A 14134-nucleotide genomic window follows, 5' to 3' on the forward strand; every position below is an offset into this window, starting at 1 on the left:
ACGTCGGGCGACGGCCACCGCCGGCCAGGACCGGGCGGCCACCGCGCGAGCGACCGTCGATCAGGGCTCCGACCAGGCGGTCTGGACGACCCGCATCCCATCGCTGCGCCGGACCAGGGTGCCCCGCCCGACCGGCATCGGCTGCGGTCGCAGGCCGCCCATGAGCGCCCCTTCCTCGCGGCTGCCCGACATCAGCAGGCCCGGGGACTCCAGCTCACGCAGGCGCTGGAGCACCGGCTCGTAGACCGCCCGCGCCGCCCCGCCGGCCCGGCGGGCGACGATCAGCCGCAGGCCGATGTCCCGGGCGTGCGGCAGCAGCTCGAGCAGGGCGCCGAGCGGGTTGCTGCCGCCGGAGGCGACCAGGTCGTAGTCGTCGACCAGAAGGTAGAGGTCCGGCCCCGTCCACCAGCTCCGGTCCCGCAACTGTTCGCGGGTCACGTCGGGGCCGGGGAGGCGGTCGGTCAGGGCGGCGCGGATCGAGCCGAGGCTCTCGCCGAACATCTGGTTGGACGACACGTAGTCGAGCAGGTGCTCACCCTCCACCGCGCCGAGCAGGCCACGCCGATAGTCGGCGACGACCAGCCGGGCCCGCGCCGGAGGGTACCGCTCGGCGATGCCCCGGGCGATCAGCCGCAGCAGGTTGGTCTTGCCGCACTCGGCGTCGCCGAAGACGATCAGGTGTGGCTCCTGGTCGAACCGCAGGTGGACCGGCGCGAACTCGGCCTCGTCCACCCCGATCGGCACTCCGGCGATGCCCGGCTCGCACATGTCGTGCAGTTCGCCGACCGTCAGCCGCCTCGGCAGCCGCCGCACGGGCGGTGCCGGCGGGCCCGGCCACTCCCCGGCCATCCGCTCCGCCAGCGCGGCGGTCGCCTCGGTCAGGTCGGTCACGTCGCGGTGGCCGTCGATGCGGGCCAGTGCGGCCAGGAAGTGCAGACGCCCGGTGGTCAGCCCGCGGCCGGGCGACGAGCGCGGCACGTTCGCCGCGGCCCGCCGGTCGAACTCCGACTCGAGCGGGTCGCCGAGCCGCAGCTCCAGCCGGGTGCCGAGCGCGTCGCGCAGGCCGAGCCGGATCTCGCTCCAGCGCAGCGCGGTGAGCACCACGTGCAGCCGGTGTCCCAGGCCACGCTGGGCGATCACGTTGACGGTCTCCGCCAGCTCCTCGTACTCCTCGCGCAGGGTGCCCCACCCGTCGACAACCAGGAAAACGTCGCCGAACCGGTCCTCATCGGACCGCCCGGTCATCCGGAGGGCGGACTGGTGCGAAGCCGCCTCCGCGTTCCCGCCGACGGAAGCCGCCTCCCGGGCGTCGAGCAGGGCCTTCACCTCGGCGACAGTCCGCCGGACCGCCTCGGTGTCCCGCCGGGCCGCCACCCCGGAGACGTGCGGCAGCCGCTCCAGGGCCTGCAGCCCCCCACCGCCGAGGTCGAGGCAGAAGAACTGCACCTCCCGTGGCGTGTGGGTCAGGGCCAGCGCGGACACGAGCGTACGCACCAGACTGCTCTTGCCGGTCAGCGGCGCGCCCACCACGGCGACGTTCCCGCCGCTGCCGTCCAGCTCCAGCACCAGCGGGTCGCGGCGCTGCTCGCGCGGCACGTCGACCAGGCCGACCGGTACGCGGAGCGCCACCGGCCGTTCGGCGACCGTCAGCCCCCGGCCCGGCTCCACCGACAGTGGCGGCAGGAGTTCGTCCAGGCTGGGCGGCTCCGCCAGCGGCGGCAGCCAGATCTGGTGCGCCGGACCGCCCCGGTGATCCAGCCGCTGCATCAGGAAGTCGAGCAGACTGTGGCCGACCAGCTCCGGTGCCCGGCCGCTCTCGCCCTCCCCCGCGCCGACCGGCCCGGAGACGTACGCGGCCCGGAACGCCGTCATCGTCCCGGCGGCCCGCAGGTACCCGTGCCCCGGCGCGGTGGGCAGGTGGTACGCGTCGGGCACGCCGAGCACCACCCGGCTCTCCGTCGCGGAGAAGGTGCGCAGCCCGATCCGGTACGACAGGTGGCTCTCCAGCCCGCGCAGCCGACCCTCCTCGAGCCGCTGGCTGGACAGGAGCAGGTGCACCCCGAGAGATCGGCCGACCCGGGCCACCTGCACGAAGACCTCGATGAACTCGGGTCGCGCCGTCAGCAGCTCGGAGAACTCGTCGCAGATCACCAGCAGGGTGGGCAGCGGGGGCAGCGGCTGGCCGGCCTCGCGGGCCCGCTCGTACTCCCAGCGGCTGGCGTAGTTGCCGGCGCGGCGCAGCAACTCCTGCCGGCGCACCAGTTCGCTGCTGAACGCGTCGGCCAGCCGGTCGATCAGGGACAGATCGTCGGCAAGATTGGTGATCAAGCCGCTCACGTGCGGCAGCCCGGCCAGCGGAGCGAAGGTGGCCCCGCCCTTGAAGTCGATGAGGACGAGGTTCAGCTCCGCCGAGGACTGTCGCGCGGCCAGGGCCACCGCGAGCGTACGCAGCAGCTCGCTCTTGCCCGATCCGGTCGCGCCGACCAGCAGGCCGTGCGGCCCCATGCCGCCCTGCGCCGCCTCCTTGAGGTCGAGCTCCACCTGCTCGCCGTCGGCATCGAGGCCCAGCGGCACCCGCAGGTAGTCCGGCCCCAACGGGGTGTGCTGTCCGGTGAACTCGCGCAGCTGCGTCCGTTCGGACAGGCCGAGGACGAGCAGCACCTCGTCCGGCGGCGCGGCCGGGCGCGACGGCTGGTCCCCCGGCGCCGCGCCCGTCGTGGCTGCCTCCCACGCCTCGGCGATCCGCGCCACCAGCGCCCCGCCGCCCTCCGGCACCGTCGCCTCGGCCTCCGCCTCCCCCTCCACCTCGCCCCCGGTCAGGTCGGGCAGGGCGATCCGGAAGGTACGCCGGCCGTGGATCGCCCAGCCCGGCATGTTGAGCGGCAGCCGGGCCGCCTGGTCTGGGTTGATCAACGACTCGTGCGGTTGCGACAGGCGGGTCTCGATGCGGGTCTGCGGCAACTCCTGCAGCTCGTGGGGGATCACCCGCCAGCTGCGCTCCACGATGACGACGTGGATGCCGTACCCGAGGCCCTTGTTGGCCAGGTCGATCACGCGGGGGGCGAAGTCCGGCTGCAGGGTGGCGAAGTCGTGCCAGCGGTCGACCACCAGGAAGACGTCCGGTCGCGGACCGGCCGGCAGGTTGGCACGGCGGGCCCGCAAACTGGCCGGCGATTCCAGGTTGAGCTGGCGGAAGAGCTGTTTACGGTCGAGGACGTCCTGCTCCAGGCGGTCGAGAAGCTTGCCCACCTCCCCCACCTCGTCGTCACCCACCACCGACCGCACGTGCGGCAGCGGCAGCATCGGACCGAGCCAGTTCCCACCAGACTCCAGGCAGTCGAACACCACCTCGGCCGCGGAGTGGGTGAGCGCCAGCCCGCCGATGATGCTGCGCAGCAGCGTGGTCTTTCCGGTGCCGGCCCGCCCGACCACCAGCAGGTGCCCCTCCGAGGAGGCCAGGTCCAGCCAGACCGAATCGCCGGCCGGCTGGTCGACCCGCTGCGCCCGGCCGACCGGCACCTTGAGCAGCCCCCGCCGACGCCAGTCGGTCGCGCAGAGCTTCACGTCGTCGGTCGGCTCCAACGGCCCGAGCAGGTCGCCCAGGCGGGGCTCCCGCTGGTCCCGGCGCCGCCGTTGCCGGAGGTGCCCCTCCCGGGAGAGGGCGATGTGGATGGCGTCGCTGGCACTGCCGAACTGGCACGGGGTCTGCGCCGAGCGCTTGGGCAGCTCCAGGTGGACGTACCGCCAGAGGTCGTCCGGGGTGATCCGGCCCTGGCCGGTCATGTCCGCCGCCCCGGTGCTCAGACCCTGGATGACGGTCTCGGTGAAGGCGGACCGGAGCCTCGGCTCGGTCTCCGACGCCGGTCGCCCGTCGTCGGCCCGCTCCACCGCGTTGGTGGCGGTGATGACGTACCGGCCGTACCCGGTCTTCAGCTCGCCGTCGATCGCCAGGTCGTCCGTGGTCTTCAGGCCGTGCCCCTCGAACGCACCGCCGTAGCAGCAGTCGAGCAGGATCACCGAGCTGGCGGCGTCCGACTCGTCGAGCAACTCGCGGATGAAGGACGCGGAGATGGCGGTCGACGAGAGGTGGTCCAGCTCGGTGTTGGCCACCGCCAGATGCAGCCGCCCCCGCTTGCTGCTTCGCACGCCGTGCCCGGAGAAGTACAGCAGGACCAGGTCCTCCGGGCCGGCCGCCCGGAGCATCGCCTCGACCGCCCGCTCGATGGAGCTCTTCGACTCGTTCTCCAGCAGCACGGTCTGGTCGAACGCGCCGACGTCCGCGTCGGCCAGCAGGCTCAACAGGTCCCGCGCCTCCTCGCGGGGCGCGTAGAGGTCGGCCAGCGACTCGTCGATGTACCGGTCGTTGGCGATCAGGAGCGCCCGCCGCTGTCCCACCGCTCAGCTCCTGACCGAGGTGCCCCCACCGTCGGGCGGCGAGGCGGGTAGCGCCGGGGCGGACGGCTCGTCGAGGAGCTGCGCCAACCGGTCCAGGACGGCCGGGTCGAGCCGGGTGTCCCCGGTGACCACGACCTCCCGGTCACCGTTGCGGATCCGGATCGAGCGCGCCTTCACCCGGTCGGCGTACGCCACGGCGACCTGGGCCAGCGCCCGCATGGTGCTGGCGGAGAAGAGGCCACCGACGACGAGCATCCCGAGTTCCCACGCCTGCGCCGACTTGCCCGGCCCGTCCGCTGGCGACTGGGCGTGCGCGACCCGCAGACCGCGTACCGCGCGCAGGTCGTCGGCGAGCCCGGCGGCGAGTCCGTCGACCCGTTCGGCGGGCAGTGCGGTCGACGGCTCGATCAGCAGGGACAGTTCGGACAAGACCCACCTCCGGCAGTGTGACTGTCTACATTCAACACCACCTGGTCGGCCGTGGGTGGTTGCGCTTTTGGGCCTGGGGCGAGGGTGACCGGCTCCGGGCGGTCAGGCTTGATCCCTGCGCCGGTCACCCTCGCCCCCAGCCCGTCGTGGTCGTCCGCCGCCCGCCCGTCACGGTTCTTTTTGGTACGCAACGGCCGCTGGCCGGCACCCCTGTCTTGGGGTGCCGGCCAGCGGCTTGTGTCTTGTGTCTTGTGTGTGGGTCAGTTGTTCCAGTGCTGGGCGACGAGGTCGGCGGCCTGCTGTTCCCACTGGGCGTAGGCGTCCGGGTAGGCCGACACCTGCACGGTCTGGGCGGCCTGGGTCAGCGGCATGTCCTGCCAGCCGTCGACCTGCTTCAACCCCTTCTCGAAGGCGAGGGTCGAGTACTCGGGGTTGGTGATCTGCTCCGGAGTGCCCCAACCGCTGGAGGGGCGCTGCTGGAACAGGCCCAGCGAGTCGTGGTCGTTGGCGTCGCCGAGGTGGCCCAGGTTCTCCAGCTTCGACTCCTGCAGGCTGGTGGCGATCGAGATGACCGCGGCCCGCTCCGGCAGACCGGCCTTCTTCGTGGCGGCGATGATCGCCTTCGCGTTGGCGACCTGCTCGTCGTTCAGAGCGATGTTCGACTGGGCGCCCTGCACACCGTGGGGGATCAGCTTGGCCTTGTCCACGCCCGGCTTGTCCGCCTGCACCGCGGCCGGCTTGCCGGCCACGGCCGGGGTGTCGGCGTGAGCGGCGATCGGACCGGCGAACACACCACCGGCAAACGCCAGACCAGCAACACCAAGCACGCTCTTACGCAGCATCGTGTTCACGGGAAGCTCCATTCGGGGGTCGGCGCACACACCGAAGGGGGTCGGCTCGTGCGCAAGCACCGTCAGGCGCTCAAAGAAGAAGGGGAAAGTCTTGGGGGTCCGGCGTGCGGGGCGGGGCCTCTTCGCGGCGCCGGGACCATGTGTAACGACCAGCGGGCCACCATCATTCCGGGGGCCCGCACCCCGCCAGGCAGGGTGGTCTTCCTCGGCCGTACACCGGGATTCAACGACCCCCACCCACCCGCCATTCCGCCATGAGGATGCCACAGGTCACACCCGGAAACCGGACACCCGGCCACAGACGGCACCGGCCGTGACGGACGTGCCGGCTCAAGATTCGGACAACTTCCCCGAAACTGTTGCCTCCGCGCCCGTGGAGGCCACACTTTCCCTGAAGTTGCGCCGACCGTGAACCGGACAGGCGGCGCATCCGCGCGGCGCGGGACCACGACGCGGGTGTGGCCCGCCGTGACCGGCGCAGGGACCAAGCCTGACCGCCCGGATCTGGACCGGAGGCCGGACATCCGGAACAGGGAACACGAACGAATCAGGCCCGGTCCCACCGAGGGCCGGGCCTATGATGGTGCGCCGCCAGGGACTCGAACCCCGAACCCGCGGATTAAGAGTCCGCTGCTCTGCCAGTTGAGCTAGCGGCGCTCGTCGGCAACGGGGAGAAACGTTAACACGCGCCCGACCGGGCGTTTCCCCGGGCCGCCCTGACCGGCGGCACCGGCCGCGGCGCTGCTGACCACGGCAAAGAGTGCGGTCAGCGGGCGGGTAGCCCGACAGCGGCCAGGGCGATCGCGAGTCGCGGCGTCATCGATCTGACGTACGTCGAGGTCAGGTGTGAGGTATCCCGGTAGACGAGCACGTTGCCGATCACCGGTGCGCAGGGTCCGACCGGGCAGATCGCGTCGAACAGGTCGATCATCGGTACGCCGGTGCCGGGAACAGCGGCCTTCTGGGTCTGGTATCCCCGGTCGGCGTCGTGTCGGCCCCGGTCGAAGGTGCAGGACGACAGGTGGCTTCGGTTCTGGTCGACGCACTTGTAGACGCTGAACCCGGGATCCGGGTTGTTGGCGACCACCATCACCTTCGTGCCGACCGCGGCGAGCGCCGTCCACGACCTGCGCATCCCGGCGACCATCGCGTCAGCCGACTGCACTCCGTTGGTGTCGAGGGCCGTCCCCGAGTACTGGGAGGTGACCACGTAGTCGGGACGGTCCGCGACCAGCTTCGTGAGCAGGGACCTGTTCCACTCCGTACACGACGGATACCGCTTCTTGGTGTCGATGACCAGGTGAACCGCCGACGAGAGCGGACAGTTCGACTTGATGTAGACGGTCAGCTTCCAGTGATTCCGCGCGGCCAGCGCCTGGAAGGCCGGCAACCACTGCTCGACCTTGGAGTCGCCGGCGAGCACGACCTCGGTGGTCGAATTCCGGTCCCCGTACGTGCACGACAACACCGTCGCGGACGACTGGTCCTGATGGCAGTTGTCCCGGTAGGTATCGGGCAGGTCTCGCTTCGCCTTCAAGGGGTCCGGAGTGATGAACGGGACCTGGTCCATCACCCGGCCCCTCGGATCGTTGAGGGGCTTCGCGGCGAGCACCGCCGCGCCCGGGGCCGGCCGCGCGGCGGCCGAGCCACCGCTCGCCGTCGAGAACAGGACGAGCAGCGCGAGACCGGCGCTGATGCCGACGAGGGTGAAGTTGGCGCCGAGGCTGAGGGCGAGCCGTGGCGAGCGAGAGACCGCCACCGAGTATCGCAGCGGGTTCTCCACCAGCCGGTACGTGATCCAGGCAGGGATGACCGAGGCGGCCGTGATCGCCAGGCCTCGGGTGACCGACAGGCCGTGCCAGTGCACGGTCGCGATCATCAGCAGCGGCCAGTGCCACAGGTAGAGCGAGTAGGACAGGTCGCCGACCCAGCGGAACGGCCGGGTGCCGAGCAGCGCGACCGGCCCGGCCCGACCGGCGCCCGCGCCCGCCGCGAGCACGGCCGCAGCGCCGAGCGTCGGCAGCGCCGCGGCGTAGCCCGGCCACGCCGTGCTCGAGGTGACGAACAGCCCGGCGGTCACCACGGCGGCGAGCCCGAGCCAGCCGATCACGACGCCGACGCCACGTGGCATCCGCGCCCATCTCGACCCGACAAGTGCGATGCCGGCACCGATCGCGAGTTCCCACATCCGGGTCGTGGACATGAAGAAGGCCTGTGCTGGGGAGGACTTCGTCTCGGAGATCGACCAGACGAACGACGGTAACGCGACGGCAAGCAGGCCGACCCACAGGATCGGCTTGACGTCCCGACGAAGCAGCCGGGCCGCGAGGATGGCCGCGAGGATCAGCAACGGCCAGACGATGTAGAACTGCTCCTCCACGGCGAGCGACCAGAAGTGCTGCACCGGCGAAGGCTGCGAGTCCTGCGCCAGGTAGTCGACCGCACGATCCGCCAGGCGCCAGTTCACGACGTACGTCGCCGCGCCGACAATGTCGCCGCCGATCTCCTGCCAGCTGATCCTCGGGACGAACCGCCACACGAGTCCCGTGGTCACCACGAGGACGACCGCCGCCGCCGGCAGGATCCGCTTCGCGCGGCGGGCGTAGAAGGCCGAGAGCGAGATGCGGCCGGTGCGCTCGATCTCCTTGACCAACTGTCCGGTGATCAGGAACCCGGAGATGACGAAGAAGACGTCCACGCCGACGAATCCGCCGGGCAGGAACGGCAGGCCGGCATGGTAGAGCAGGACCAGTCCGACGGCGACCGCACGCAGGCCGGCGACGTCTCCGCGGAACGAGTGACTGGTGGGCCGTTCCCGTGTCGCATGCCGCCAGCGCGACCTCGGCGCCGTACTGATTGGCGTGGACTGCTCGGGCTGCTCGACGCCAGGGGCCGAGCCGGAGTCGACAAGTGTCGGCTGCGCCAATGTCATGCGGGTCCTCTCGCGCCCTCGGTCCGGGCACCATAGCCGAAGCAGTCCCGGGACGGGGTGCGCGGGTGTCCGACCGAGACAGGCCAACTGGGGGCCACAGCGCTGACGATGGGTCGAGAAAGCGGTCAGGCCCGATCCACGAGGATCGGGCCTGAGGTGTTCCTGCTGGTGCGCCGCCAGGGACTCGAACCCCGAACCCGCGGATTAAGAGTCCGCTGCTCTGCCAGTTGAGCTAGCGGCGCTCGCTGGCAACGGGGAGAACAGTAGCACGGCCCTCGACCCGGGTTCCAATCCGATCCCCGGCTCCCCTCTTCGGCCGAGCTTTACGGACGGGACCTCTCAAAATGCCCATTTCTCTGGCCGAGGGGCCGGAGGTGACGGCGGGGATGCGGCACGATGTGCGCCAGGCATGCGAGAACGGGGTGGGGATGGGCAGGTTCGCGCGGGCCGGGGCGATGGTGGGCGCCCTGGTCCTCACAGCGTCGCTCACACTGACCGGCTGCGGCGACGACCAGAAGAAGCCGGCGTTCGTCGCCGGTGTGCAGGGCGAGCCGACGGCGACCGCGTCGGCGGGCACCACGGATGATCCGACGCAGCCGGCGCTGTCGCCGCTGCGGGTGAGCCCGGCGGACCGGTCGGCCGGCCGGCCGGTCAGCACCGAGATCAGCGCGCACATCCCCGGCGGCGGGAAGGTGTCGAAGGTCGTCCTCACCGCCGCGAACGGCAAGGCGGTCGAGGGTCGGATGCGCCGCGACGGCTCGTCCTGGGTGCCGTCGGCCCCGCTGAAGTACGCCACCCGCTACACCGCCACCGTGAGCGGGGCCGGCACGGACGGCCGGACCCACCAGGGCACCAGCACCTTCACCACGATGGCCAAGCCGAAGTCGATGATCGGCTCCGGCCTCTACCTGTTCACCGGCAAGACGTACGGCGTGGCGATGCCGGTGGTGGCCGAGTTCTCGCCGGGCATTCCGAAGAAGGACCGGGCCGCGGTGCAGAAGCGGATGTTCGTGCAGACCGACCCGCCGCAGCCGGGCGCCTGGCACTGGCTCTACAACGGCACGCAGGCCTACTACCGGGCGCCGGAGTACTGGCAGCCGGGCACCACCATCACGGTGCGGCTGGCCCTGGCCGGCATCCCGCTGAGCAACGGCCGCTACGGCAACGTCGACCGGAGCGCGACCGCGAAGATCGGCCGCTCCTTCGAGATGAAGGTCGACAACGCGACCAAGCAGATGACCGTGTACGAGAACGGCAGCCTCGTCCGCACCCTGCCGGTCAGTCTCGGCAAGAAGAGCACCCCCTCCTCCAGCGGCACCATGGTGGTGATGGAGAAGAAGGAGCAGACGGTCTTCGACACTCGGGACGAGCCGGACCCGGACAACCAGTACCTCGTGGAGATCGACTTCGCCCAGCGGTTGACCTGGGGTGGCGAGTACATCCACGCCGCGCCCTGGTCGGAGGGGGTGCAGGGGCGGCGCAACGTCTCGCACGGCTGCGTGAACGTCTCGATGGCCAACGGCCGATGGCTCTTCGGCCGGACCCTGGTCGGCGACCCGATCACCGTCCGGGGCACCGAGCGGAAACTGGTACCGGGGAACGGCTGGACGGCGTGGAACATGAGCTGGTCGGAGTTCGTCGCCGGCAGCGCTCTACCGGTGCCCGCGGGCGGCGCCGGACCGGCCTTCTGAGCCTGGCGGACCGTGCGCCCCGGGCGGCCTCGGGGCCGGTCCGCCCACGTCACGGCGGGCGGAGCAGAGACGTGCCCCCCGCAGAGCGCCGCAAGCTACCAGAATCGTTACATCGCGGGCGGCGTGTTTCGGTTCACTTCCTGCAACGGGTATTCGTACCCGTGCGTCTGTAGGGAACGATGGGACTGGGGACCACGACTGTGAGGGAATCATGCAAGCTAGCCAGGATGGGCTGATCCGGGCCGGCGCCGCCCGGCGCGGCGGGAGACGCCGGGTGTTGGCGGCCGCGGTGCTCGCCGCCGCGATGGCGCTGACCTCCGCCTGTACCAGCGGCGGCGACAAGGGGCCGAGCTGGCAGGGCGGCGGGGAGAGCGCCCCGAAGGCGGCGGCCACCATCAGCGAGCCCACGGCCGACGCCAAGGACGTGCCCGCCTCCACCGCCATCGCCTTCACCACGAAGGAGGCGAAGGAGACCACCGTCGAGCTCAAGGACTCCGCCGGCAAGGCCGTCGAGGGCCAGCTCGCGGAGGACGGGAAGAGCTGGCTCCCCGCGGGCGCCCTGGCGTACGGCGAGACGTACACCGCGACGGTGACGGCGACCGGCGACGACGGCAAGCCGGCGACGGCGACCAGCACCTTCACCACCATGGCCAAGCCCGCCAAGCAGGTCCGGATCAGCAGCTTCCTCGCCGACAACCAGGTCGTCGGGGTGGGCATGCCGCTGATCGTGAGGTTCAGCCGGGCCATCCCGGAGGACCACCGCGACGACATCCAGCGGCGGATGACGGTCACCGCCAAGCCGGCCCAGGAGGGCATCTGGCACTGGGCGAGCCCGACCGAGGTGCGCTATCGGCCGAAGGAGTTCTGGAAGGCCAACACCACGGTGACCTACCGGGTGCAGGCCGGCGGGCTCCCGCTCGGCGACGACTGGTACGGCCGCTCCGACCTGACCGTCGACATCAAGATCGGCCCGTCGTTCGTCATGACCGTCGAGAACCGCACCAAGAAGATGACGGTCACCAAGGACGGCCGGGTCATCAAGACCATCCTGGTGAGCCTCGGTAAGAAGACCACCCCGTCGTCCAGCGGCACCATGGTGGTGATCGAGAAACTCCGCAAGACGGTCTTCGACACCATGGAGGAACTGGGCCCGGAGGACGGCTACCGGACCAAAATCGACTTCGCCCAGCGGCTGACCTGGGGCGGCGAGTTCATCCACGCCGCACCCTGGTCGGAGGGCGTGCAGGGCAAGGTCAATGTCTCGCACGGCTGCGTGAACGTCTCGATGAAGGACGGCGCCTGGCTCTTCGCGAACACCCGGATCGGCGACCCGATCACGGTGAAGGGCACCGAGCGCAGGATCCAGGACGGCAACGGCTGGACCGACTGGAACATGAGCTGGGACGAGTACGTCAAGGGCAGTGCCCTGCCGTACGAGCCGCCGGCGCAACCGGGCGACGAGGCCAGCCCGGGCGCGACCGACGAGCCGAGCGTCGAGCCGACCCCCTGACCGGCGGTACCCGTCAGGAGTCCTCTCCCCGGAGAGGACTCCTCCCGTTTCGGCCCGGAAACGCCGGAAGCCCCCTCCCGAGGGAGGGGGCTTCCGTGACTGGGGTGACTGATGGGAATTGAACCCACGACAACCGGGACCACAACCCGGTGCTCTGCCAACTGAGCTACAGCCACCATGCTCTCCGCGCCGGTCTACCCGGCGGGGCGCGGACTAATAATAGCCACATCCCTGCCGGCCCCGTCCACCGGGTTCCGGCCCGCCGGCCGGTGGGGCTCAGAGCTGGGCGGCGATCGCCTTGGCGCTCTCCACGTCCGGGCCGGGCAGCGGGACGAAGATCGTCCGCCGGTAGTACTCCAGCTCCCGGATGCTCTCCCGGATGTCGGCGAGAGCCCGGTGGGCCAGCCCCTTCTGCGGCTGGCCGAAGTACACCCGGGGATACCAGCGGCGGCAGAGCTCCTTGATCGAGGAGACGTCGATCATGCGGTAGTGCAGATGCGCGTCGAGGCGCGGCATGTCTCGGGCGATGAAGCCGCGGTCGGTGGCGATCGAGTTGCCGCACAGCGGCGCGGTGCGCGGATCCTTGACGTGGTTGCTGACGTAGTCGAGCACCATGTCCTCGGCCTCGGCCAGGGTGACCGTGGAGCGGCGGACCTCGTCGGTGAGCCCGGACTTGGCGTGCATCGTCCGCACGATCTCCGGCATCCCGTCCAGCGCCGCCTCGTCGGCGTGGATGACCACGTCGACGCCCTCTCCGAGCACGTTCAGATCGGGGTCGGTGACGAGCGCGGCGACCTCGATCAGCGCATCCCGGCCGAGGTCCAACCCGGTCATCTCACAGTCGATCCAGACGAGAAGATCAGCCACCGAACCAGACTACGCGCCGCCGACCTGCCCGCGCCTCGGCCCCATGGCCCGGCTGGACCGTTAGGGTTTCCCCCGTGCCAGCCGAACCCGTCGCACCGCCCGCCGTCACCGAGGACGACCCGGGCGGCCGTACGGTCCGTCGGCTCGTCGCGATGGTGGCGCTCGCGGCGGTGCTGCCGGCGCTCTACCTGCCCGGCCGGGTGCACGACTTCTTCGACCTGAAGATCTACATGCGGGCGATGGACTGGTGGTCGGCCGGCCACCCGCTGTACGACTACGTCCAGCCCGACCGGGTGCAGGGCGCGCTCTACTTCACCTACCCGCCCTTCACGGCGCTGCTGCTGCGCCCGTTCGCCCTGCTGCCGCTCGGCGCCACCGTGGCGATCTTCACGGTGCTGACCGCGCTCGGCGTGGTGGTGACGACCCGGTGGCTGGTGACCCCGGTGATCGAGCGGCACGACCTGCCCCGGCTGTTCACCCTCACGGTGGCCGTGCTGCTGGTCTTCGCCGTGGAGAGCACCCGGGAAACGCTCACCTTCGGCCAGATCAACATGCTGCTGGTGGTGCTGATCGTGGCCGACCTGCTGTTCGCCGTACCCGGGGGGCGGCGCTGGGCCGGGGTGGGCGTGGGCCTGGCGACGGCGCTGAAGCTCTTTCCCGGCATCTTCATCCTCTACCTGCTGGCCACCCGACGCTGGCGGGCGGCGGTGGTCGCCTCGGCGACCGCGACGGTCGCCACCCTGCTGGCCGCGGCGGTCGCGCCAGCCGACTCGTGGCGGTTCTGGACCCACGAGCTGTGGGCGACGGACCGGGTGGGGCGGACCGACTACACCGGGAACCAGTCGCTGTTCGGCCTGCTCAGCCGGATCACCGCCCCGGAGAAGCCCAGCCAGCTGCCCTGGCTGCTGCTGGTCCTGGCGGTCACCGCGTACGGGCTGTGGCGGGCGGCCCGGGCCGCGCGGGCCGGGGACGGGCTGGCCGGGCTCACCCTGACCGGCCTGGTCGGCGGGCTGGTCAGCCCGATCACCTGGACCCACCACCTCTACTGGTTCATCCCGGCGGTGGTGGTGCTGGTCGACGCCACCCTGGACGCCGATCCGCGCACGGTGCGGGGCGCCCGCCGGCGCCGCTGGCTGCTCACCCTCGCGATCGGCACCGCGTTCGTGATCATCTACGGGGTGGTGACCTTCCAGGACTGGGGCGTCGCTCCGGCGCGGACGGACAGCCTCGGTGAGTTCGTCGCTCGCAACGCGTACGTGCTGCTCAGTCTGTTGCTGCTGGTGGCGGTGCCGACCAGGCGGGCCAGGACGGACAGCACCACCGCCCCGTAAAAGTTGCACCAAATGGACAGATCTCGCGTCCGCGCGTGTTTCAGCGCTAATCTGGTCCCAACTACCTCAAGTTTCTCCCAGGTAGCACCGATCCCCCGGTGACGGTGGCCCTCCGCGTCGGCAGCGCG

Annotated in this window: 8 protein-coding genes and 3 tRNA genes; 3 read left to right on the plus strand and 8 right to left on the minus strand. The window is 71.0% G+C overall.

Annotated elements, in window-relative coordinates:
- Positions 1 to 60 precede the first annotated feature (60 nt).
- From eccCb to ACFYOS_RS16785, 6 genes are all read right to left on the minus strand, one after another.
- Positions 61 to 4395, minus strand: a complete 4335-nt coding sequence (eccCb, locus tag ACFYOS_RS16760) for a type VII secretion protein EccCb (RefSeq protein ID WP_387141644.1) — start codon at positions 4393 to 4395, stop codon at positions 61 to 63.
- A gap of 3 nt (positions 4396 to 4398) precedes the next feature.
- On the minus strand, positions 4399 to 4824 hold the full coding sequence (locus ACFYOS_RS16765) for a hypothetical protein (RefSeq protein WP_387141649.1): 426 nt from the start codon (positions 4822 to 4824) through the stop codon (positions 4399 to 4401).
- Positions 4825 to 5084: 260 nt separating this feature from the next.
- Positions 5085 to 5675: a hypothetical protein gene (locus ACFYOS_RS16770; protein ID WP_387141652.1), complete on the minus strand. Its 591-nt coding sequence runs from the start codon at positions 5673 to 5675 to the stop codon at positions 5085 to 5087.
- 581 nt (positions 5676 to 6256) lie between these two features.
- Positions 6257 to 6332, minus strand: a tRNA-Lys gene (locus tag ACFYOS_RS16775).
- 109 nt (positions 6333 to 6441) lie between these two features.
- Complete coding sequence (locus tag ACFYOS_RS16780) at positions 6442 to 8607, minus strand: acyltransferase family protein (RefSeq protein WP_387141654.1); 2166 nt, start codon at positions 8605 to 8607, stop codon at positions 6442 to 6444.
- 166 nt (positions 8608 to 8773) lie between these two features.
- Positions 8774 to 8849 (minus strand) — tRNA-Lys (locus ACFYOS_RS16785).
- Between the two features lie 186 nt (positions 8850 to 9035).
- On the opposite strand from ACFYOS_RS16785, the gene ACFYOS_RS16790 reads away from it, so the two are divergent.
- Positions 9036 to 10298, plus strand: coding sequence for an Ig-like domain-containing protein (locus ACFYOS_RS16790; protein ID WP_387142026.1), 1263 nt, complete (start codon positions 9036 to 9038; stop codon positions 10296 to 10298).
- A 211-nt stretch (positions 10299 to 10509) separates the two neighbouring features.
- Entirely contained in the window at positions 10510 to 11808 is a 1299-nt protein-coding gene (locus ACFYOS_RS16795; protein ID WP_387141657.1) for an Ig-like domain-containing protein, read from the plus strand.
- Between the two features lie 100 nt (positions 11809 to 11908).
- Here ACFYOS_RS16795 and ACFYOS_RS16800 read toward each other — a convergent pair.
- Both ACFYOS_RS16800 and orn read right to left on the minus strand, forming a co-directional pair.
- Positions 11909 to 11984: transfer RNA gene (locus ACFYOS_RS16800), tRNA-His, on the minus strand.
- Positions 11985 to 12084: 100 nt separating this feature from the next.
- Positions 12085 to 12675: an oligoribonuclease gene (gene orn / locus ACFYOS_RS16805; RefSeq protein WP_387141660.1), complete on the minus strand. Its 591-nt coding sequence runs from the start codon at positions 12673 to 12675 to the stop codon at positions 12085 to 12087.
- A gap of 74 nt (positions 12676 to 12749) precedes the next feature.
- Between orn and ACFYOS_RS16810 the strand changes: the two genes are divergently transcribed.
- Positions 12750 to 14006: a glycosyltransferase 87 family protein gene (locus tag ACFYOS_RS16810; RefSeq protein WP_387141663.1), complete on the plus strand. Its 1257-nt coding sequence runs from the start codon at positions 12750 to 12752 to the stop codon at positions 14004 to 14006.
- Positions 14007 to 14134: the final 128 nt, after the last annotated feature.

Source organism: Micromonospora sp. NPDC005806, assembly GCF_042871425.1.
GTDB lineage: Bacteria > Actinomycetota > Actinomycetes > Mycobacteriales > Micromonosporaceae > Micromonospora.

Excerpts from the sequence above, each read along its gene's own strand:
- ACFYOS_RS16780 (WP_387141654.1), bottom strand. The coding sequence starts at position 8,607 with ATGACATTGGCGCAGCCGACACTTGTCGACTCCGGCTCGGCCCCTGGC.
- ACFYOS_RS16790 (WP_387142026.1), top strand. The coding sequence starts at position 9,036 with ATGGGCAGGTTCGCGCGGGCCGGGGCGATGGTGGGCGCCCTGGTCCTC.
- ACFYOS_RS16795 (WP_387141657.1), top strand. The coding sequence starts at position 10,510 with ATGCAAGCTAGCCAGGATGGGCTGATCCGGGCCGGCGCCGCCCGGCGC.